Origin of the sequence: Janthinobacterium sp. OK676, assembly GCF_900103595.1 — a bacterium.
Lineage (GTDB): Bacteria > Pseudomonadota > Gammaproteobacteria > Burkholderiales > Burkholderiaceae_D > Janthinobacterium.
On record NZ_FNHA01000002.1, the window covers coordinates 1 to 22,684 of the forward strand.

General features: G+C 63.7%; 10 protein-coding genes and 1 pseudogene. All 11 read right to left on the reverse strand.

The features are described from left to right. Positions 1-473: pseudogene (locus tag BLU39_RS03580) on the reverse strand (sel1 repeat family protein); the annotation flags it as partial. A 2-nt stretch (positions 474-475) separates the two neighbouring features. Then, on the reverse strand, positions 476-2,530 hold the full coding sequence (locus BLU39_RS03585) for a phospholipase D-like domain-containing protein (RefSeq protein WP_092709955.1): 2,055 nt from the start codon (positions 2,528-2,530) through the stop codon (positions 476-478). A gap of 25 nt (positions 2,531-2,555) precedes the next feature. After that, on the reverse strand, positions 2,556-5,249 hold the full coding sequence (locus BLU39_RS03590) for a type VI secretion system Vgr family protein (RefSeq protein WP_254788880.1): 2,694 nt from the start codon (positions 5,247-5,249) through the stop codon (positions 2,556-2,558). Between the two features lie 224 nt (positions 5,250-5,473). Continuing rightward, positions 5,474-7,621, reverse strand: a complete 2,148-nt coding sequence (locus BLU39_RS03595) for a S46 family peptidase (protein WP_368087019.1) — start codon at positions 7,619-7,621, stop codon at positions 5,474-5,476. Positions 7,622-7,708: 87 nt separating this feature from the next. Beyond that, the gene (locus BLU39_RS03600) at positions 7,709-9,823 is read right to left on the reverse strand and encodes a PAS domain-containing sensor histidine kinase (RefSeq protein ID WP_254788881.1); all 2,115 of its coding nucleotides are present in this window, start codon (positions 9,821-9,823) and stop codon (positions 7,709-7,711) included. Beyond that, on the reverse strand, positions 9,820-12,414 hold the full coding sequence (locus BLU39_RS03605) for a chemotaxis protein CheB (protein ID WP_092711249.1): 2,595 nt from the start codon (positions 12,412-12,414) through the stop codon (positions 9,820-9,822). Before BLU39_RS03605 ends, BLU39_RS03600 begins: the two co-directional genes overlap by 4 nt. A 126-nt stretch (positions 12,415-12,540) precedes the next feature. Continuing rightward, positions 12,541-13,962, reverse strand: a complete 1,422-nt coding sequence (locus BLU39_RS03610) for an efflux transporter outer membrane subunit (RefSeq protein ID WP_175539205.1) — start codon at positions 13,960-13,962, stop codon at positions 12,541-12,543. Then, positions 13,959-17,207 carry an efflux RND transporter permease subunit gene (locus BLU39_RS03615; RefSeq protein WP_092709964.1) on the reverse strand — a complete coding sequence of 1,083 codons (3,249 nt, stop codon included), beginning with the start codon at positions 17,205-17,207 and terminating at the stop codon, positions 13,959-13,961. Before BLU39_RS03615 ends, BLU39_RS03610 begins: the two co-directional genes overlap by 4 nt. Continuing rightward, the gene (locus BLU39_RS03620; RefSeq protein WP_092709967.1) at positions 17,204-20,323 is read right to left on the reverse strand and encodes an efflux RND transporter permease subunit; all 3,120 of its coding nucleotides are present in this window, start codon (positions 20,321-20,323) and stop codon (positions 17,204-17,206) included. Before BLU39_RS03620 ends, BLU39_RS03615 begins: the two co-directional genes overlap by 4 nt. Then, positions 20,320-21,678, reverse strand: coding sequence for an efflux RND transporter periplasmic adaptor subunit (locus BLU39_RS03625; RefSeq protein ID WP_092709970.1), 1,359 nt, complete (start codon positions 21,676-21,678; stop codon positions 20,320-20,322). Before BLU39_RS03625 ends, BLU39_RS03620 begins: the two co-directional genes overlap by 4 nt. A 407-nt stretch (positions 21,679-22,085) precedes the next feature. After that, on the reverse strand, positions 22,086-22,625 hold the full coding sequence (locus BLU39_RS03630) for a GNAT family N-acetyltransferase (protein ID WP_092709973.1): 540 nt from the start codon (positions 22,623-22,625) through the stop codon (positions 22,086-22,088). Positions 22,626-22,684 lie beyond the last annotated feature (59 nt).

The following is a 22,684-nucleotide window of genomic DNA, read 5'->3' on the forward strand; positions in this document are numbered from 1 at the left end:
CCCGTACCATTCGCATAATACGTCCCCATCCGGTCATAGGCGGCAGGTATGCCCAGCCGCATCGCCTTTTCCACCAGTTGCACCGCTTCTTCCTCACCATATAAAGGATCGCGCCCTTCCACATACAGGCTGGCCAGATTGAGCATCGCCTTCCAGTGCAATCGCTGCGCCGCCTGACGCGTCAGATCGACGATTTTTTTGTAATCGCGGTCTTCCACGAAAATTTCGGGGTCCTCCAAGGCGCGCGCTTCGAGGAACCAGTCCTCGGCTTGCGCATCGAGGGGAGGCACCTTGCTCCCCTCGATTTCGCAAATGAAGTCGGGAACATGCGGATTGAAGAGCGGCAGGCTTTGGTTGCGTGGCAAGACTTCTTTCGTGTCGTTCGACATTTTGCAAGCACCTAAAGAGAAACTCAGGATAACTGCCGCGAAAAAAAATGGCAGGGGAAGAGGGAAATTTTTATAGTTTTTCATGCTCATCCCAAACGTATCGTGGAACTGCGTCGATCTTCCAAGGGGAGCAAGAAGCCGGTCATTTTCTTGTGGTCAGCACTTGCAGAATCAGATTTTTTCCTGCCACGGTTTTCTCCCATCAACTCGACCCACTTCCGATAAGCATCCACAATCTCCGCCTTCGTCCCCTCCCCGCCATCAACCAATCCCCCGCTATGCATGCGCCACACCCGCTTGCGCAAATCGCGGGCCACGCGGCGGTCATTGGTGGCGATATTGATCTCGCTGTCGACGGCCATGCTGCGCTGGTTCAGGTTGGCGCTGCCCAAGGTCATGAACACGTCGTCGACGAGCATCAATTTGGAATGGATATAGATTTCACGGTAGCGCCAGCGGTCGTTATCGAACGCGCTGACATTGAGCATGGCCACCGACACCTTCAGCCCGAATTCGCTTTCAAGCGTCATCGCGCCGGGTTTGTTGATGCCGTTGGAATGCCGCACCACGTCGGGCAACTGGACTTCCGCCTCGGAGGAAATGCCGAATCCGGCCCTGACACGCCGGGTTTTCGGTCGCTTGTTGTAGTCGTCGATCATGGTGTTTTGCCCGGTCATGCCAGCGTGCTGTCCCAGCGCCGCCAGCGTGTCGTGGGTGCGCGGCACCATCTGCGCCCGCTCCGGCACCGGGATGACGATGAATACGTGCATGACGGGCATATCACGCATGGTCTTGCCCGCTTTCACGCTGCCGGCCTTCCAGGCGGCAACCACCTTCTTGCGCTCGGCAAGCAAGTGCGCGGCCCAATCTTCATACTGGAAATACTGGTTTTCCACATACAGGTAGCCGGCCGCCAGGCTGGCCTGGGTCACGGCGCGAAAGTAGGTTTCCTTGATGGTCTTGTCCTGCTCCTCGGGCTGGGTCAGGACGATCTGCACGGTGGAGTCATCCTTCCTGGCCTCGCGCAACAGCCGCGCCGGTGGGCTGCCACATGGCAACTCCTGGCTAACACAGTCGGTGGAAGCCGAACGCGTGCGGTCGTCGATAGCGCGGTCCCATGCCTTTACGAAATTGTTGTACAGCGCGATCAATGCCTTGCCGCCATCGATGCGGCAGGCGTAATCCTGATAGGGCTTCAAGGTGGCGAAGCCGCCATCCGCGGTCATTCCCTGCAAACACTCGCGCCGCTCGTTGACGCCGCCCTGTTCGCGGCGCGTATCGTCGAGCAGATGGGCCATCGTGTCCCAATAATCGGTCACCGAGTTCAGGCCCATCACATAACCGACGGCCTTGGCGCCCTCTTCATGGTCGAAATCGATCAGGACCGGCTTCTGGTGGTGCGTGCCCAGGTATTGCATGCCGGGCTTTTCGATTTCCCCCATCGTCAGGCCGTGCGGCTGGTTTATTTCGGTCGCGATATTCTTGCTGATCGCGGCGCTGTCGCCGTGCCGCAAGCGAATCTCCAGGCCTTCCAACAAGCCATGGAACGCGGCCGCATACCAGCTGTAGCAATATTCTTCACGCGCAAGCATTGGGATATCCTCGGGCCGGACGATATCGCCCCTGAAAGCACTGCTTAAAACAAGTTTTTTCCTGACTGCCTCCTGCAACATCGCCAGGCTGGCTTTTGCGCTGATGTCGTCGGCGCGCTGTCCATCGGTTTTCCATGGCGAGGTACCGTGCGAATGGCCCGGCATATTGTGCACCATCGGCGAACCGATCCGGTCATGCCAGATCAGCAGGCGCACCCTGACGTGACGCCGTGCGGCGGCGATCAGCAAGTCGCCAAACGTGTCGCCACGCGGCCAGGTGGCGCCGTTGCCGCGCACCAGTTCCATGCCCGGGTCGAAGCCCCAGCAGCACAGGTCGACCGAATGTTTAGCCTTGGCGATCTCGCCGGCGATGTCGGCGAACGCTTCCTGTCCGCAAATGAACAGCGTCAGCTTGTTGTTATGCGTAATCGGGTGGCTGGCCTTGCCTTTCAGGTTGCGGTTTTCCAGCAGCCACTGGAGCGAACTGGTCGCAGTACGGCCAACCTCGTCGATGTGGGTGGTTTCGATACGGCCGCTCGATTCCGGCATGGCGCTCTCCAGTCAGTGTCGTGCATCATTGAACCCAGCGGCCATCGGCGGTGTCGTCGAACGCGCGCAAACCGCGGTTCGATAGCTTCTGTTCGCCGTCCGGCGCGGCGTTCGGGTCGAAGCGTGCACTCGCCTGCAATGAGAACTCTTCGCCATTGCCAAGGACGACACGGTAGCGCGGCGTGCCGTCCTGATGCGCGATGTGGATGCGGCCGAATTCGTCGGTCAAGCCGCGTTCGACTTCGGCGTCCCCCTTGTACAGCGTGTACGGCACGTGCGCGTATTGACCGCCGTCCGCATGGGCCTGTATCGTATGCTGTAACTGCCCTTCGGCGGGTCCGATGGCAGGCTCCAGCTCCGGTTGCGGCCGGTTTTTGGGAGCCAGCGTTTCCAGGTTTCCATGGAACAGCGTCGGCGACGCGGTAAAAAACTGTACCTTGTCGCTAATTTCAAGCATGCAATTGGCGCCATGCAGGCGCACGCCTTTGCGGCCGCGAATATTTACCCAGTCGGTCTGGCTGATCAATTCCAGAACCTTGTTGGCGACGATATCGACCGCATCGGTTTGCGCCGCGATCTGCACCGGGCCAGCTGCGGCGATCAGTTTCATGCCCGCCTTGTGGACGAACAGGCGAAACGCCGCGCCGATGCTGGCGAACAGGCCGCCGCCGGCCGCCAGCGACAAGTCGCACCCGGTCGTCAGCGCGGTATGCTCGGCGCTGGCGATGTGCGTCGATTGCGCGGTCGTCGTTTCGATACCAGCCGGACTGGCCAGCACCAGATGCGGCTTTGATAATTCGGGAAACGCGTTTTCGCCATTGCCGCCACCGCCCTGGATCCCGGCATGCTGGGCTTTCAGCACATCGGCGGCGGCGCCCTGCTGGGCGGCGCTTTCTTGCGCACCGTAATGCTGCGCCAAGGCGGCAAGCGCCTTGTGCCGTTCAGCAGCCTCGGCCAACCGGCGCAAGGTTTCATCCATACTCTTGATATGCGAGGCGACGCCGGGGCGCGCTTCGGTGGTCAGCAACATGCCGCGCCCCGCGCGCGCCACGCCCCAGGCGTCAGACGCCAGCTCCCAGCCCTCGCCACGCGCATCCTTGCGTCCGCTGGCGTCTTCGATGCGGGTGATGCAGCCGAGCGACAACTGGCTGTGCTGATGATCGCTTTTCAGTTGTGCCTGGATGCGCTGGTGCGTGTCATCAAACACCAGCTGGTTGCCGCGCACCCCGTAGCCGCCGCCAGGCATCAGTTCGGCGCTGCGCCAGCCTCCAAGCATGCGTTGCCCCGGCAAATTCCACGGCGGCGCATGCTTGCCGTTGTACACAGCACCGACTATGACGGGACGGTCGATATTGCCGTCGAGAAACTGGATCAGCACTTCCTGGCCAATGCGCGGCAACGCGATCTGGCCGAACGTCTGGCCCGCCCATGGCGTCATGACCCTGATCCATGGCGAACTGCCCGCGTCGAACTTGCCCAGCCGGTCCCAGTGAAATTGCACCTTCACCCGGCCCAGACCGTCGGTATGGATGGTTTCGCCTGCCGGCCCGGTGACAATCGCCGTCTGCACGCCGGGCAATGTGCAAGGCGTGCTGTTGAACTGCCGCCCCGGATACCAGCGGATGCTCTTGCGGACGCTGCGAAAACGGTTTTCATAATGCGACTTCGCGCCCATGCCTGCCTGGTAATTGTTGCTGGCGATATGATCAACCGACAGGATCAGGTATTCGCGCGAGCCGATGTCCGGGCGCGCCGGCTCACCCCTGGCCGGCATGGATTGCTTGCCGCTGAAGTGTCCGCCCAGCGTGAAACTGCGCCCGGCCTGGGCGCAGCGGTGATTGCCGCCAGCGTCGAAATATTGCGCCTGGCAGTTGCTCTCCTCCAGGCGGCGTTGCGCCAGCGCTTCGCCGTCGCCCATGTCGGCATAACCATAGCCGGTATCCTGATACAGTTCATGGGCAAACACGTCGCCCTGCTGGTGCAGCGCATAGCCGCTGGCGCGGCTGGCATACGGCTGCTTGTAGTTGAAACTAGCCAGCGTGAGCGAGCCTGAAGCAATCTTCCGTATTGCCTGCCAATCGCGTATGCCGTCGCGCTCCAGCGAGCCCGCGCCGCTGCGAAACACCATCTCGTCGGCTGTGCTGGCAAGGCCGTCGCCTGGATCGATGCTGTCGCTCAGCCAGGTATTGTCGCCCAAACAGAGCGTATGGCCGTCGGCGCGATGTTCATACCAATAATGGATACCTTGGTCTTCCCAGCGCCGGTGCAGATGGTTGTAATCGGTTTCATTATGCTGGTTGGCGCAGCTTAATATCGCTTTTTCCTCATGCAGCCGGTTTTGCCAGTCGCGCTGCAAATAGTGATCGAAGGTCGTTTCGCTGATGTCGATGACCGTGCGTTCGTGGAACGAAACGTTGTCCATGCGCAGCCTGGAAAACACCAGCCAGGGTTGCAGCACCATCTGGTAGAACGCGAAACCGCCATCGCTGCGCAACAAGCGAAATTCGCCGACATAACCATTGAAATAGCGCAAGCTGCCGTCATCGCGCACCATCGAAATCGTGACCATCCGGCCCATCATCGCCGTCAGGGGGACGTGGAGATTGTCGGACAGCAGTTCGGCCTCGAAGCGGAAGTCGCGCGACATTTCCTCGTGTGCCCGCAAGCTGTTGACCAGCAGCGCGGTATCGGGCGGACCGTCCTCACGTGGAAAATCCATGCGCAGCAAGCGGCTGTCCTGGACTCGCCTGCTCGCTCCGAAAAGCCGCGCCAGATCGGCTGCCAGCTCGCCATCATCCATTTTTCCTCCTTCGGATAGTTCCCCTAACCCATGCTAACCATGGTGAACGCTGGCATATTGACGGAACTCAAACTAGTTGCCCATACGCAAAAAAGCCGCATCAGCCCTGCGGCGGATGCGGCTTTTATTTCAACCAAGAAAGATTATTTCTTGGCAGCTTTCGGATACTTGATGCTCATTTCCTGCAGCAGGTTATCCGCATGGTCCACTTCCTTCATCACCCACAGCATGTAGCGGATGTCGAGGTGGATGGCGCGCGTGATGGCCGTGTCGAAGTACCAGTCCTTGGTGATCGATTCATACGTCGAATCGAAGTTCAGGCCGATCAATTCGCCGCGCTTGTTCATCACGGCCGAGCCGGAATTGCCGCCCGTGGTGTCGGCGCTGGTGAGGAAGTTGACGGGCACCGTGCCCAGCACCGGGTCGCGGAACTGGCCGTAGCGTTTTTGCTTGACGGCGTCGACCAGCGCTTGCGGCGCTTCGAACGGGGCCTTGCCCGTGACTTTCTCGACGATGCCTTCCACGGTCGTGAACGGTCCCTTGGTCAAGCCGTCGCGCGGCGAGTATGGCGACACGGTGCCGTATGTTACGCGCAGGGTCGAGTTGGCGTCAGGATAGACAGGCTTGCCTTGCGACTTCTTCCACGCGATCACGGCTTGCATGTATTGCGGAATCACGCGCTCGAGGTTGCCGTCGATTTCCTTGCGGCGCTCTTCCAGCGCCACGTCCACCGGATGCAGCTTGACGGCCAGTTGCATGAAGGCGTCGTCGGACTGGGCAACGGCGGCCTGGTCCTTTTCCAGCCAGGCCAGGCGCTTGGCCGTGTCAGCCAGTTGCGTCTGCTGGTACAGTGCGGCCACGGCGCCTGGGGCCGGCAGCAGCGCGTCCAGGCCTTGCGGATGGCTCTTCGCCGCCAGTTGCGCGTAACGCTTCAGGCCAGCTTCAAAACGTGCCTGGTCGACCTTGTTGACGTACGACTGTTCCAGACGTGCCAGACGGGCCTTGATGAAGGCCAGGTCGCGCTGCTGGAAGCCCGACTCGCGCTCGGCATCCGCTTTCTGGCGCTCCAGCGACAGACGGTAGATGGTGCGCGCGCTTTTCAGCAAGTCGCTGTTGGTGGCCACCGTCCAGGCGAACTCTTCTTCGCTCAAGGCCATGTCGCTGGCGATCGCCGCGTCCAGTTCGGCCAGCAGGGTCGGCGACACGTTCGGCTGCTTGGCGTACCAGGCGCGGAACTCGGCATCCTGCACGTCCTTGATGGCGGCGATATCCTTGCGCGCAAAACCGTCGAGCAAGCCCTGGGTTTTCTTGAGCACGTTGTTGATGCTTTTCACCACGCTCGCATAGCGCACGGCCGCGGCAGCGTCGCCATTGGTGGCATCGGCCATCACGGCCAGGTCCGCCTGCAATTCCGATACTTTCAATGGGAAGGCCGTGTCGCGCGCAAAGCGGATTTCCGCCGGCAGCTTGTAGCGGCTGGTGCGGCCGGGGTAGCCCGCCAGCAAGATGCCGTCACCGGTTTTCAAGCCTTCGGCCGAGACCACCAGGAAATCTTTCGATTTATACGGCACGTTGTCGGGCGACGGATCGGCCGGACGGCCATCCTTGCCCACGTAGGCGCGCAGGAACGAGTAGTCACCCGTGTGGCGCGGCCATTCGTAGTTGTCGATGTCGCCGCCGAAGTTGCCGATCTTGTCCGATGGCGCGTACACGAGGCGCACGTCGCGTATCATCATCTGGCGGATGCGGTAGTACTCGAGGCCGCGGTGGAAGGCGGGCACGGAGCAGCGGTACATCTTGTCCGTTTCGCATTCGGCGATCAGGTCCTTGATGCGCTTTTCCACGGCTTCGTGGCGCGCGCGGCCGCTCATGTCGGCCGTCAAGCCTTTCAGCACACGGTCGCTGACGTTCTCCACCTTGTCCGTCACATACACGAGGCTGTTCGGACCGCCCGGCAGCTCTGCGGCGCGCGTCTTGGCCAGAAAGCCGTTGGTGATGTAGTTGTGTTCCGGCGTGGAATTGCGCTGCACGGCGCCGTACGCGCAATGGTGGTTCGTCACCACCAGGCCCGCGTCGGAAACGAAGGCTGCCGAGCAGCCGCCCAGCGACACGATGGCGCTCATCGGGTGCTTGCTCAGGTCTGCCAGTTTTTCCGCAGGAATTTCAATGCCGACCCGTTTCAGTTCGGCTTTCAGCTGTGGCAATTGGTGTGGTTGCCACTGCCCTTCGTCGGCGTGTGCGCCGGCGAACGCGCCCATCAAGGCGACTGGTAATACGATTGTCTTGAACAAGATATGCCCCTCCATAAAAAGCAGGCGAAAGTATAGCCTGTCCAGGCCGTCAGGGTCGGCAAAAAATGTTCCTGCAGCAATTACCGCTCAGGTGACCGCGCGCGCCGCGTCCGGCAAGGGAATCTGCAGGGCCAGCCGGCAACCGGCGCCCGAGGCCGGCAAGCCCACCTCGAACTGCCCGCCCAGCGCCGTCACCCGCTCGGCGATGCCGATCAGGCCAAAGCACTGTTTCTTGCGCTGCTGCTGCGGCGTGATGCCGATGCCGTTGTCGCTGATGGCCACGTACACGGCGCAGGCATCCCAACTGAGTTCGATCTCGACCTGGCTGGCCTGGGCATGGCGCATGACGTTGCTCAGTGCTTCCTGCACGATGCGGAACAGCACGATCTCGACCTGGCTGTCGATGGCGGCAAACAGCGCCTCGTCGCGTATCAGCAGGCGGCAGGCGACGCCACTGCGCTTGCGGAAGTCGCCCACCTGCCATTCGATGGCGGCCTGCAAGCCCAGGTCCAGCGCCATCGGACGCAGTTCGTTGATGATGCCACGCACGCTCTTGATGGTCGTGTCGACATTGCTGAGCACGGCGCCAACGCGGTGGTGCAGGCGCGGATGGGAGCCTTCCGTGCGCGCGCTGAGCATGGAAATGTCGATGCGCAGCGCCAGCAGGTTTTGTCCCAGTTCATCGTGGATATCGCGCGAGATGCGCTTGCGCTCGTCTTCCTTGGCCGTTTCCAGATGCAGCGCCAGCTGGCGCAGCTGCGCGTGCGACTGGCGCAGCGCGCCATCCATCAGCTTGCGCTCGGTAATGTCCGTGTGCGCCACCACCACGCGCAGCGGCCCTTCACCGAGGAAACGGCTGACCCTGGCCTGCGACCAGCGGGGGCCGGAACGCGTGGCAAATTCATACTCGAGCGCAAACGTGTCCGCACTGCCGGCAATGACGGCGCGGATGCCGGCGGCCAGCTCGCGCCCGGCGCTGCGCTGCCAGCGCGGGTCCGTCTCGCAAAACGCCAGGTAATGCAGCGGTTTTTGCATCTGCCCGACAAAATCCAGGCAGGCCTGGTTGGCATGCACGACGCTGCCTTCCCGGTCCAGCACCAGCACCCGGTCCGTCAGCGAATCGATGGTGGCGTGAAAGAAGCGTTCTGCATCGCGCAACGCTTCCTGTGCCCGCTCGCGCTGGTGCACTTCCAGCTGCAGATGCTGGTTCGCCCGCAACAGTTCTGCCGTGCGGTCGATGACGCGCTGGTCCAGTTCGCGGTGCAGTTCGCGCAAGTCCGCCTCGGCCAGCTTGCGCTCGGTGATATCGGAAAACACGCCGACAAAATGGCTGATGGTGCCGTCCGACGTGCGCATGGGCGTAATCGACAGCGATTCGACGAAGCGTTCGCCATTTTTGCGCCGGTTCACCAGCTCGCCATACCAGCTGCCGTCCTCGTGCAGGCTGCGCCACATGGCCTCGTAAAAATGCGGCAAATGCGTGCCGCCGCCGAGGAACGATGGATCGCGCCCGATCGCTTCCTCGGCCTGGTAGCCGGTGATGGTGGTGAAGGCGGGGTTGACGGAAATGATGCGGTTGTCGCTGTCCGTCACCAGCACGCCTTCGCGGATACTGTCGAGGATGACGAAGGCGCGCCGCAAGGCCGATTCGCGCGCATGCTCGTCGCCCAGGTCCGTCACCAGCATGCGCGCCGTGGCGCTGTCCGCATCGTAATTGGCTTCGATGCGGACCACGCCGCCCGCCGTCCCTTCGAACAGCTGCGCCTCGAGCACCTGGCGCGCGCCGCTGGCGAAGACGGCGTCGAGGAAGCGGCGGAAGCCGCCTTGCGCCTGCGGCGCGATGAATTGCTCGAAACGCCGCCCCAGCAGCTGATTCTTGTCGCGCTGCAGCAAGGCGCAGGCCGCCTCGTTGGCGCGCGTGACGACGCCCTCGGGCGCCAGCGAGAAATAACTGACGGGCGCCTGCTCATACAGCTGCGCATAACGGTCGCGGCTGCTTTCATATTCATTCTTCAGCTGTTCAAGCTCGGCCAGGGCCGCGTTCTGCATTTCCAGCTCGATCTGGCTGACCTGCAACTCATGCAGCTGGCGCATCACATCTTCATTCGACTGCGGCACGGGCTGGCGCTGCTGCGCCGCCAATTGCTCGGCCTGCTCTCGCAACCTGGCCGGCACGTTCCCGTCGTCGAATGGTTCGTTCATGACACGTTCTCGCCGCTATGGCCGCCCGCCACGGCGCCGGACTGGATCTGGCGCAGCTGGGCTTCCAGCAGTTTCGATTCCGTGATGTTGATGAAGGTCACCACCACGCCATCGATCACATTTTCAATCGTGCGGTACGGCATGATGCGCACGTTGTACCAGCGCCCGTTCTTGGTCGGCACCTGCCGCTCGCAAAACACGAGGCTGCGGATCACTTCCAGCGCATCGTCTTCCAGGCCCGGATAGTCGAGGTCGTTGACGATGTCGCTGAGCGGACGGCGCAAGTCCGTCTGGATCAGCTTGTAGATTTGCGTGGCCGGCGCCGTGAAGCGGCGGATGCGCAGGTCGCTGTCGAGGAAAATGGTGGCGATGTCGGTGCTGTTGAGCAGGTTTTTCATGTCGCTGTTGACCAGCGACAAGTCGTCGACCTTCGATTGCAGCTCGGCATTGACCGTGTACAGCTCTTCATTGAGCGACTGCATCTCTTCCTTCGAGGTGGTCAGTTCCTCGTTCGTCGATTGCAGCTCTTCATTGGTCGACTGCAATTCCTCGTTGGCCGATTTCAGTTCCTCGCGCGAGGCCTGCATCTCGTCGCGGACGGCCTGGATTTCATTGCGCGCCTGCGCCAGCTGCTGTTCCAGTTCCAGTACCTTGGGGTTCGGCGAGCGGCCCCTGCGCGCCTCAGCTATCAGCGGCACGCTGGAAAACGTCACGAACACCATGCCGCGCAGGGATTCGGGCTGGCTCAGCGCTTCCGCGCTCAGGTCCACGCCCAGCGACTGCCCCAGGTGGTCCCTGACCACGAGGCCCTTCAGGCGCACCACGCTTTCGCTTTGCAGGGCTTGCTTGATCAGGCCGGCCAATTCATAGCGCAAGCCTTCGCGCGCCATCGCGTGGATATTCCAGTTGGCCTTGCCGGCCGCCGGTTCCAGGAAGGCGCCCGTACGGCCATTGATGTACAGGATGTCGCCATCCTGGTTCAGCAGCGCGGCGGCAGGCGAATATTTCTGGAGCAATAATTGCTCGACATGGGATTGAATCTTTCCAGTCATGCTCACTTCTCTCGTGTCGCTAGGTGTAGGGGGGGATGCCAACGATACCTTGGTAGGAAAATACGTGGGCAAACGCTGGCGCGCCAGGTTGTCGAGGCGGCGGTACAGCCGGGTCGACGTGGTCAGCGGTGAAAACAGGTCGGAAAAATGGCCCGGCGTGTCGGCGCTGCCCAGCAGCAAGATTCCGTCGCGGTTCAGGGCGTAATGAAACAAGGGTATCAAACGCTGCTGCAACTTGGCATTGAGGTAAATCAACAGGTTGCGGCAGCACAGGATGTCGAGCTTGGTAAACGGCGGATCCGAAATGATGTTTTGCTGGGCAAAGATGATCGTGTTGCGTATCTCTTTCTTCACGTGGTAGCCGTTCTTGTCATTGACAAAGAAACGCTCGATCCGCTCGGCGGACACGTCACTGATGATGCTGTGCGGAAAGCGGCCCTGGCGCGCGCGGTCGATGGCATCGGCCGACAGGTCGGTGGCAAAGATCTGCAGGCTGTATTTCGACGGCGGATTGATGCTGGCCACCACTTCATGGAAGACCATGGCCAGCGAATACGCTTCTTCGCCCGTGGAGCAGGCAGGCACCCAGGCCTTGAAGGCGCGCCCGTCCGGATGAGCCGCCAGCAATTGCGGCAAGGCCACCATCTTCAGGTATTCCCACACCTTGGGGTCGCGGAAAAAGCTCGTCACGCCGATCAGCAATTCCTTGAACAGCAAGTCGATTTCGGCGGGATTGGCGCGCAAATACGGCACGTATTCTTCCATCGACGTCATTTGATACAAGCTCATGCGCCGTTCGATGCGCCGCAGCACCGTGTTGATCTTGTAATCGGTAAAGCTGTTGCCCGTGTGCTCGGATAGCAAGGCAACAATTTCCTGCAGGGAATTACGCCCGTTCGGCTCATGCCCCGGCAAGCTGAGAAAGCTGCTGCGGAACAGATAGGTGATGATCTTGTCCGGCATCTTGTCGGGGAAATCGACCAGGTCCACCACTTCGGCGGCAATCGCGCTTTGCGGCATCATGTCGAACTTGGCCGTGTCGGGATGCTGGGCCAGGGTCAGGCCGCCTGCCTGCTTGATCGCCTGCAAGCCGCGCGTGCCGTCGCTGCCCATGCCGGAAAAAACCACGCCCACGGCCAATTCACCCATGTCGCTTGCCAGGCTCTCGAAAAAGGTATTGATGGGCAAGCGGTGGCCGCGCAGCTGCACCGGCTCGCTGAGCACGAAACGCCCCTTGGACAGGCCCAGGTCGGCATTCGACGGTATCACATAAATATGGTTGGGCCGCAACTCCGCCTGGTGCGTGATTTCCGTGACGGGAATGCTGGTGGCGCGCTGCAGCAGTTCCGGCAGCATGGCCTTTTGCGTGGGATCGAGATGCTGGATCACCACGTAGGCAATCCCGCTTTCCTGCGGCACATTGGCCAGGAAAGCGACGATGGGATCGAGCCCTCCGGCGGAAGCCCCGATGGCCACCACGGGGAAAACGATGGCGGCCACTTCGGGAACGGAAGCATTGCTGTGTTTACTGCGTGTCATCGTCGGCAAGAATGCAGCCACGGCCAAAGCGTCAGGCTGGGAATTGATAATCTTGCATTCTAGCACTCAAGATGCGCGGTAAAACGCGAATTTGGCGCAGGGGTTTTCCCTTGCGCCGTGCGCCCCTTACTGTGCCTGCGGCACGTGCCAGCCGCCGCCCAGCGACTGGATCAGGGCCACGGCCGTCGTCTGACGGTCCGCCTGCGCCTGCACCAGCGAACGGCGCGCCGACAGGGCCGTCACCTGCGCCGTCACCACGTCCGTGTAGCCGACCTGGCCTGCGTTGTAGCGGTTCAGCATCTGCTGCTCGACCTGGTCGGCGGCGGACGACGCCTGCTGGCGCAAGGCCAGCTGTTCGGCCAGCGCACGCGTGGCCGACAACTGGTCTTCCACGGTGCCAAAGGCGGCCAGCACCGTCTGGCGGTAGCGCGCCACGGCCGCCTCGTGCCCCGCCTTGGCCGCGTCCACGCTGGCCGCCGTGGCGCCCGCATTGAACAGCGTTTGCGCGGCCGACACGCCCAGCGACCACAGGCTCGACGATGCATTGAACAGGTCGCCCACACGGCTGGCGCCCGAGCCATACGATCCCGTCAGGTTCAGGCTCGGGTAATACGCCGAGCGGGCGATGCCGATCTGCTCGTTGGCCATGGCCACCCTGCGCTCGGCGGCGGCGATGTCAGGACGGCGCTGCAGCAGGGTCGACGGCACGCCCAGCGGCACCTCGGGCACGGTCAGGGTCCATGGCGCCACGGCCAGGCTGAAGTCGGACGGCGCCTTCCCCAGCAGGATGGCGATCGCGTGTTCGAGCTGGGCCCGCGCGCGCGTCTGGCTCGACAGGTCGATCTGCGCATTGGCCAGCTGCGTCTGCGCCTGCAGCAGGTCGGACTTGGCGGCGATGCCCGAGTTGAAGCGGTTGGTGGTGATGTCGAGCACGCGCTTGTAGCCGTCTATCGTGGCATTGAGCAACGCGATCTGCGCATCGCTCTGGCGCAGCGAAAAATAATTGGTGGCCAGCTCGCCCTGCGCCGACAGGCGCGCCGCGGCCAGGTCGGCCGCGCTGGCGGACGCGTTGGCGTCGGCCCCGGTCACGCCGGCGCGCAGCTTGCCCCACACGTCCGGCTCCCACGACGCGCCGATGGCGGCCTTGAAGTTGTTGTTCGTCTGCTGCTCTCCACCGCCACCGGAACGGGCGCCGCTGCCCGTCAGGTTCACGGTGGGGAACAGCGAGGCGCGCTGTTCGCGCACCAGCGCGCGCGCCTGCTCGTAGGAGGCGATGGCGGCCGCCACGTTCTGGTTCGATATGTCGATGCCTTCGGCCAGCTGGTTCAGCTGCGCGTCGCCGAACAGGGTCCACCAGGGACCCCGCTCGAGGGTGTCGGCCGGCGCGGCAGGCTGCCAGCCGGCCGCCTCCTTGAACGTTTGCGGCGCGGCGGCCGTCGGCGTTTCATACACGGGGCTGACGGCGCAGCCGGCCAGCAAGACAGCTGCGGCCAGCGCCAGTAAATGGCGTGCGGGGACGGCGGATGGAATAGGTTTTACTTGCTTCATGATTGTGTGCTCGGGTTATCTGGCCCAGGAATGCGGCTCAATTGCTGCTCGTCGGCGCCGCGCGTGCGCAGCTTGTCGAGCAGGATGTAGACCACCGGGGTGGTCAGCAATGTGAGTAACTGGCTGGCAATCAGGCCGCCGATGATGGCGACCCCCAAGGGCTGGCGTAGCTCCGACCCCTCGCCGAAACCGATCGCCAGCGGCAAGGCGCCAAGCGCCGCCGCCAGGGTGGTCATCAGAATGGGACGGAAACGCAGCAAACATGCCTCGCGCACCGCCTCCACCGCACTCAAGCCGCGCGAACGCTCGGCCTCCAGCGCGAAGTCGATGATCAATATAGCATTTTTCTTGACGATACCGATCAACAGGAACACGCCGATCAGGGCGATGATGGAAAACTCCATGCGGAACAGCAGCAAGGCCAGCACGGCGCCCACCCCTGCCGACGGCAAGGTCGACAGCACGGTGACGGGGTGGATCAGGCTTTCGTACAGGATGCCCAGCACGATGTAGATCACCACGATGGCGGCCAGGATCAACAGCGGCTGCTCCTTGTTGCTGTCCTGCGCGCTCTTTGCCGAACCCTGGAAGCTGCCGCGCACGTTGACGGGCATGCCGATTTCCGACTCCGCCTGGGCCACGGCGGCCTGCCCGTCGCTGAGCGGATAGCCGTCGGCCAGGTTGAACGACACGGTGGTGGCCAGTTCGCCGCCCTGGTGGTTGATCGAGGTCGCCGTCGAGCTTTCCGCAAAGCTGCTGAACGAGGACAGCGGCACCATGTGCGCCAGGGTGGTCGACAGGGCCGAGCCGCTGGACGGGTCGCGCGCGGCCGTCGTGTTCGACGGCGCCGCGCTGGTGGTGGCCGTCGCCACGCTGGTGGCCGTCGTACCGGTGGCGGCGGCGGCCGCCGCATTCGACGCCGGCACGTACACGGAGCGCAGCGCTTCCGGGCTTTGCGCATAGCGCGGCGCCACTTCCATGATCACGTGATACTGGTTCAGCTCATCGTAGATGGTCGCCACCTGGCGCTGGCCGAAGCTGTTGTACAGCGCATTGTCGATATCCTTGACTTGCACGCCCAGCTGCGTGGCGCGGTCCTTGTCGATGCTGACAAAGGTTTCCACGCCATTTTCCGCCTGGTCCGTGTCCACGTCGATCAGGGCCGGCTGCAGCTTCATCTGGTCGGCCAGTTTCGCCGCCCATTTCTTCAGGTCCGCCTGGTTGTCGCTGATCAGGGTGTACTGGTAGGTCGAATTGCTCGAACGCCCGCCCATGCGCAAATCCTGCACGGGGTTGAGGAACAGCGAGATGCCCGTCACCTTGGCCAGCTGCGGACGCAAGCGGGCGATCACGGCCTGCCCCTTGTCCGTGCGCTGCGACGCCGGTTTCAGGTCGATGAACATGAAGCCGCCCCCCGCCCTGCCGCCGCCCGTAAACCCGACGACGGTGGCGACGGCCGGATCGTCCTTGATGATGTTGACCAGCTGGCGCAATTTACTCTGCATGGCCTGGAACGAGATGCTCTGGTCGGCGCGCATGCCGCCATTGATCTGGCCCGTATCCTGCTGCGGGAAAAAGCCCTTGGGCGCGGCCGCGAACAGGTACACGTTCAAGCCGACGACGAACACGAGGATGGTCATGACCAGCGCCGCGCTCGACAGGGCCCAGTCCAGGCAATGCTCGTAGACTTTCAGCATGCGATCAAATCCCCGTTCGAACCAGCGCGCGACTCTGCCTGGCGGCTTGTGCTGCTGCCCGCTTTTCAGCAGCCAGGCGCACATCATCGGCGTGGTGGTCAGCGAAATGACGAGCGAAATCATCACGGCGGCCGACAGGGTCACGGCGAATTCGCGGAACAGCCGCCCCACCTGCCCGCCCATGAACAGCAGCGGGATGAAGACGGCCACCAGGGACAGGCTGATCGACAGCACGGTAAAGCCCACTTCGCGCGCGCCCAGCAGGGCTGCCTTGAAGCGGTCCATGCCCGCCTCGATGTGGCGCTGCGTGTTTTCCAGCACCACGATGGCGTCGTCGACGACAAAGCCCGTGGCCACCGTCAGCGCCATCAGGGACAGGTTGTTCAGGCTGAAACCCAGCATGTACATGACGCCGAAGGTGCCCAAGAGCGAGACGATGGTGGCGACAGCGGGGATGATGGTGGCGCGCACGCTGCGCAGGAAAGCGCTGACCACCAGCACGACGAGCACGATGGACAGGATCAGGGTGAATTCGATTTCGTGCAGGGACGAGCGGATGGAGTTGGTGCTGTCGGACGCCACCTGCAGCTTGATGTCGCCCGGCAGCTGCGCCTGCAGTTGCGGCAGCAGCGCGCGCACGCCGTCGACCGTGGCGATGACGTTGGCACCCGGCTGGCGCGTGATCAGCACGATGACGGCCGGGTCGCCATTGAACAGACCCAGAGTATTCGTGTTTTCCACGCCGTCCTGCACTTCGGCCACGTCGTCGAGGCGGATGGCGGCGCCGTCGCGCCAGGCCACGACGAGGCTGCGGTAGTCGGCGGCGCTGCGCCCGCCCGAAGCCGTCGCCGCGCCCGAATAGATCTGCAGGCTGCGCTCGTCGCCGGAGATCGCCCCTTTCGGGCGGTTGGCGTTGCTGGCCTGGATGGCCGCGCGCACGTCTTCCATCGACACGGCATAGTGATTGAGCTGGTAGGGCAGCAGCTCCACGCGCACGGCCGGCAGCGAACCGCCGCCCAGCTCTACGTCGCCCACGCCCTTGACTTGCGCCACCTTCTGCTGCACCAGGTTCGACACGGCGTCGTAGATCTGGCCCGGCGTGCGCGTCTTCGACGTCAGCGCCAGGATGATCACGGGTGCATCGGACGGATTGGCCTTGCGGTAGGTCGGGTTGCTGCGCAAGGTGGCCGGCAAGTCCACGCGTGCGGCGGCAATCGCGGCCTGCACTTCGCGCGCGGCCGAATCGATCTTGCGGTTCAAGTCGAACTGCAGGTTGATGCGCGCCGAGCCCGTGCCCGACGACGACGTCATCTCGTTCACGCCCGAGATCACGCCCAGGCGCCGTTCCAGCGGCGTGGCCACCGACGTGGCCATGGTCGCGGGGCTGGCGCCGGGCAGGCTGGCGCTGACGGAAATGGTCGGATAATCGACCTGCGGCAGCGGCGAGACGGGCAGCACGAAGAAGGCGCCGATCCCCGCCAGCGCGATGCCGATGGTCAGCAGCACGGTGGCGATGGGACGCTTGACGAACGGTTCGGACAGGTTCACGCGGCGCTCCCCGCGTTATCGGCCGGCTTGTCCAGGTTCACCCCGGGTGTCTTGCGCGCGAAGCGCTGGCCCAGGCGGTCGAAGCCCAGGTAGATGACGGGCGTGGTAAACAGGGTCAGCACCTGGCTGACGATCAGGCCACCGAAGATGGCCAGGCCCAGCGGACGGCGCAACTCGGCGCCCTCGCCCCAGCCCAGCATCAGCGGCACGGCCGCGAACAGGGCCGCCAGGGTCGTCATCAGGATGGGACGGAAGCGCAGCAGCGCCGCCTGGTGAATGGCTTCCTGCGGGCTTTTTCCTTCATCGCGTTCGGCTTCGATGGCGAAGTCGATCATCATGATGGCGTTCTTTTTCACGATGCCAATTAAAAGGATGATGCCGATGATGCCGATCACGCCCAGATCCTGCCCCGAGATCATCAGCGCCAGCAAGGCGCCCACGCCGGCCGACGGCAGGGTCGATAGTATCGTCAGCGGGTGGATATAGCTTTCGTACAGTACGCCCAGCACGATGTAGACGCAGACGACGGCGGCCAGAATGAGCCACAGCTGGTTCGACAGCGAGTTTTCATACGCGCCGGCCGCACCGAGGAAGGTCAAGGTCACCGATGGCGGCAAGGCGATGTCTTTCGCCGCCTGGCGGATGGCGTCGACGGCGCTGCCCAGCGCCACGCCCTGCGTCGTATCGAAACCGAGGGTCGTGGCCGGGTATTGCGCCACGTGCGTGATTTGCAGCGGCGCCTGTTTTTCGCTGACGCTGGCAAAGGCGGACAGCGGCGTCGACTTGCCGGACCCCGTGCGCACCTGCAGGTCCGACAAATCGGACGGCGTCGTGACGATGCCCGGCTGCGCTTCGAGGATGACGCGGTACTGGTTGGTTTCCGTGAAAATCGTCGAAATGATGCGCTGGCCGAAGGCGTTGTACAGCGCGTCGTCGACGGTGGCCGTGGTGACGGACATGCGCGCGGCGCTGTCGCGGTCGATGGCCACGGTGACGGCCGCGCCCGTGGCGCCCGCATCCGTGACGACGTTGCGCAGCTGCGATTTCTCGCGCATGCGGGCGGCCAGCTTGCCGGCCCACTCGGTGACGGTGGCCGTGTCCGCCCCTTCGAGCGACACGCGGTACTGCGTCGGGCCCGATTCCGCATCGATGGTCAGATCCTGCGTCGGCTGCAGGTACAGGGTCACGCCGGCGACCTTGGCCACGCGGTTGCGCAGGCGCTCCATGATCTCGTCCTGGCTGCCGCTGCGCGAGCGCTTCAGGTTGATCAGCATGCTGCCCGTGTGCAGCATCGTGTTGTTGGCCGCATCGACGCCGACGAGGGAACTCAAGGTATCGACGTCGGGGTCTTCCAGCAGCGCGCTGGCCGCTGCCTGCTGCAAGGTGGCCATGCGTTCGTACGAGACAGCCTGCGAGGTTTCGATGCGCGCCTGCAGCTGGCCCGTATCCTGCGTGGGGAACAGGCCCTTCGGAATCGTGATGTACAACACCACCGTCAGCAGCAAGGTGGCCAACGCGACCAGCAGGGTCAAGCCCTGGCGTTTCAGCACCCACACGAGTGCATGGTCGTACTGATGGATGACCTTGTCGAGAAAGGCCTGGATGCGCTGGCCCGTGGCGCTGATTTTTTCATCGGCGTGGCTTTTCAGCCAGCGCGCCGACATCATCGGCACCAGGGTCAGCGAGACCACGGCGGAAATCAGGATCGTGATGGCCAGGGTCATGGCAAATTCACGGAACAGGCGGCCCACCACGTCGCCCATGAACAGCAGGGGAATCAGCACGGCGATCAAGGACACCGTCAGCGAAATGATGGTAAAGCCGATCTGCGAGGCGCCCTTCAATGCGGCGGCCATCGGCGTTTCGCCCTCCTCGATGTAGCGGGCGATGTTTTCGATCATGACGATGGCGTCGTCGACGACAAAGCCCGTGGCGATCGTCAGCGCCATCAGGGACAGGTTGTTCAGGCTGTAGCCGAGCAAATACATGACGCCGCAGGCGCCGATCAGCGAGATCGGCACGGACAGGCTGGCGATCACCGTGGCGCGCAGGCTGTGCAAAAAGGCGAAGATCACCAGCACCACCAGCAGCACGGACAGCAGCAGCTCCATTTCCACGTGCTCGACCGAGGCGCGGATGCCCGTCGTGCGGTCGCTCAGCACGTCGAGCTTCATGGCCGCCGGCAGGCTGGCCTGCAGGTCCGGCAGCAGGGCCTTGATGGCGTCGACCGTCTTGATGACGTTGGCGCCGGGCTGGCGCTGCACGTTCAGGATGATGGCCGGCTGCTTGCCCGACCAGGCGCCCAGGCGCGTGTTTTCCGCGCTGTCGACGACGTTGGCAACATCCTGCAGGCGCACGGGCGCGCCGTTTTTATAGGTGATGATCAGGCGTTTGTAGTCTTCCGCCGTGACCAGTTGATCGTTGGCGTTGATGGTGAATGAACGCGTGGGGCCGTCGAAACTGCCCTTGGCGCTGTTGACGTTGGCCGCCGCGATGGCCGTGCGCAGGCTGTCGAGGCCCAGGCCGTACGACGCCAGCAATTTGGTGTCGCCCTGGATGCGCACGGCGGGACGCTGGCCACCCGACAGCGAGACGAGGCCCACGCCGTTGACCTGGCTGATCTTGAGCGCCAGACGCGTGTTGACGATGTTCTGCACCTGCGTCAGCGGCATCGTGTCCGACGTGATCGCCAGGGTCAGCACGGGCGCATCGGCCGGGTTGATCTTCGCGTACACGGGCGGCGCCGGCAAGTCGGTGGGCAGCAGGGAGCCGCCCGCGTTGATGGCGGCCTGTACTTCCTGCTCGGCCACGTCGAGGGTCTGGCCCAGGGTGAATTGCAGGGTGATGATGGAGACGCCGGCCGCGCTGGTGGAACTCATGCGCTGCAAGCCCGACATCTGTCCGAACTGGCGCTCCAGCGGCGCCGTCACGGTCTGCCCCATCACTTCCGGGCTGGCGCCCGGGTACAGGGTCTGCACCTGGATGGTGGGGAAGTCCACCTGCGGCAAGGCAGCCAGCGGCAGGAACTTGAAGCCGACCAGCCCCGCCAGCACGATGGCCAGCATCAGCAGCGCCGTGGCGACGGGGCGCTTGATGAATGGCGTCGATGGACTCATTGCGCCGCGCCCTTCGCTGGCGCCGTGGCTGGCGCGCTTGCTGGCGCCGATGCGGCCGGTGCGCTGGCCGCGCCGTCAGCGTGCTGGCGGCGGTGGCGACGTTCGCCGTTGCCTGCTCCCGCGCCACCGGCGCCGCCCATGGCCGGCTTGTCGCCCGCCAAGGTGACTTTTGCGCCTTCCTTCAGGCGGTCGGCGCCTTCCGTGATGACTTGCTCGCCCGCTTCCAGGCCGGCGCGGATTTCCACCATGTCGGTGGTCGCCTGGCCCCGCGTGACCATGCGCACGGTGACGGTTTTATCCGCTTTCAGCACATAGACGAAGTCGCCGTTGTTACTGTGGCGCAGGGCCGTGACGGGCACCAGCACGGCGCCCGTGATGTTGCCCAGTTCCAGGCGCACGTTGACGAACTGGCTGGGGAACAGCGCCATCTTGTCATTCGTGTAGCGGGCCTTGGCGCGTACGGTGCCCGTCTGCACGTCGACCTGGTTGTCGAGCGCCGTCAGGTTTCCCTTGTCCAGGGTATGCGTGCGCGTGCGGTCCAGCGCCAGCGCGGCCAGGGCCGTGCCGCCATTCAGGCGTTCCTGGATGGTCTGCACTTTATCCTGCGGCACGGAGAACTCCACGTCGATGGGCGAGAGCTGCGTCACCACCACCACGCCGCCCGTGTCGCCGGTGCTGACTAGGTTGCCGATGTCGACCACCTTCAGGCCCGCGCGCCCGCTGATCGGCGACACCACCTTGGTGTAGCCGAGGTTCAGCCTGGCCGTGCCTTCGGATGCGCGGTCCGTCATCACCGTGCCTTCCAGCTGTTTCACCAGGGCAGCCTGCGTGTCGACGTCCTGGCGCGCGATGGAATCCTGGCCCAGCAAAGTCTGATAGCGTTTCAGGGTCAGGCGGGCATTTTCCAGCTGCGCCTCGTCGCGCTGGCGCTGGCCCGTGGCCTGCATCAGCGCCATCTCGAACTGGGCCGGGTCGATCTGCGCCACCACCTGGCCAGCCTTGACCATGCCGCCCTCCTTGAATTTCAGCTCCTTCAGAATGCCCGACACTTGCGGGCGCACCGTCACCGTGGACGCGGCCGTCACCGTGCCCAGCGCATCGAGCACCACGGGCAGGTCGGATTTCACGGCCGTGGCCACGCCCACGGTGGTCGATGGCGCGCCGCGGCGCCCGCCGGGGCCGCCTGGCCCGCCAGGGCCGCCCATGCCCGGGCCGCCCTGACCGCTGGTGCCCGAGTGGGTCAGGTACCAGGCACCGCCCCCCAGCGCAGCCATCACGGCCAGCGCGATGACCGTGCCGACGATTTTCGAACGACGGCTGCGCCGCGGGGTATTGGGTGTTGTCTGCGAATCCATCGCTTATCCTTGTCTAGGCCGCTGGCACGGCGAGTCTGTGGCGCCGGCCGAGGTGGAACACACTCAGGCCGGACGACCGTTTTTCGGGTTGTTTCGGTACACAGCCGGGGGAGTCAAGAGCTGAAAGTCAGCTGAAAAAAACATCGCTCCCAAGCGTGAAACGACTCTAGCATAGTCATGTAACTGTTTCATTTCTGCTTGAAACAATTACACACAGCCAGGCGGGCAAGGGAGTATCCGGCGGGCCGGCAGGCGGGCCGCCCCTGTGGGGGAACGGTGGAAAAATCAGGCTTGCGGGGCGCCGCGCCCCGGCAGCAGGCGCGCGCGGGCGACTCGCATGCAGATACAAACTCGCTACAAATCTCCCGCCAGCCGGCTTGACCAGGCGCTGCGCAGGCCGTTTGCGCTTACAGCGTCATGCCGAGGATGACATCCTGGTAGTCGGTGCGGCCCACGCGGAAGGTGCGCCGGCCCAGCTGCGCAAAGCCGCAGCGCGCATAGAAGGCCAGCGCATCGTGGTTTTCCGCGTACACGCCCAGCAGCACGCGCCCTGCCCCGCTGGCACGCGCCTGCTCGACGGCCGTTTGCATCAGGCGCTGGCCCACGTGCTGGCCCTGGAAACGGTGCAGCAGGTAGATGCGCTTGATTTCCAGGTCGTTCGGGCGCGGGTCCGCCACCGGCAGGCTGGCCGGACTGAGCACCAGGTAGCCGACGGGCGCGCCGCCTGGCGTCGCCTCGGCCAGCCACAGGCGCATGGCCGGCAGCGCCAGCCAGTCGCGGTACAGCTGCACGTCGTGCTGGCGCTGGCAATGGGCGATGACGTCGGCGCCGTCGAGGATGCCGGCGAACGCTTCCAGGAAAGTGGCTTGTCCCACGAGGGCCAGCGCCTGTTCGTCGCCCTTGGCGCAAGGGCGGATGGTGATCGCGTTGTCAGTGTGTGTACTCATGTCGCTTGCCATGCCTTACCCCTTTTGCATGGGGTCGGACCCGGCGGGTCCGACCCCGG

Excerpts from the sequence above, each read along its gene's own strand:
- BLU39_RS03585 (WP_092709955.1), bottom strand. The coding sequence starts at position 2,530 with ATGCCGGAATCGAGCGGCCGTATCGAAACCACCCACATCGACGAGGTT.
- BLU39_RS03590 (WP_254788880.1), bottom strand. The coding sequence starts at position 5,249 with ATGGATTTTCCACGTGAGGACGGTCCGCCCGATACCGCGCTGCTGGTC.
- BLU39_RS03600 (WP_254788881.1), bottom strand. The coding sequence starts at position 9,823 with ATGAACGAACCATTCGACGACGGGAACGTGCCGGCCAGGTTGCGAGAG.
- BLU39_RS03605 (WP_092711249.1), bottom strand. The coding sequence starts at position 12,414 with ATGACACGCAGTAAACACAGCAATGCTTCCGTTCCCGAAGTGGCCGCC.
- BLU39_RS03610 (WP_175539205.1), bottom strand. The coding sequence starts at position 13,962 with ATGAAGCAAGTAAAACCTATTCCATCCGCCGTCCCCGCACGCCATTTA.
- BLU39_RS03620 (WP_092709967.1), bottom strand. The coding sequence starts at position 20,323 with ATGAGTCCATCGACGCCATTCATCAAGCGCCCCGTCGCCACGGCGCTG.
- BLU39_RS03625 (WP_092709970.1), bottom strand. The coding sequence starts at position 21,678 with ATGGATTCGCAGACAACACCCAATACCCCGCGGCGCAGCCGTCGTTCG.
- BLU39_RS03630 (WP_092709973.1), bottom strand. The coding sequence starts at position 22,625 with ATGAGTACACACACTGACAACGCGATCACCATCCGCCCTTGCGCCAAG.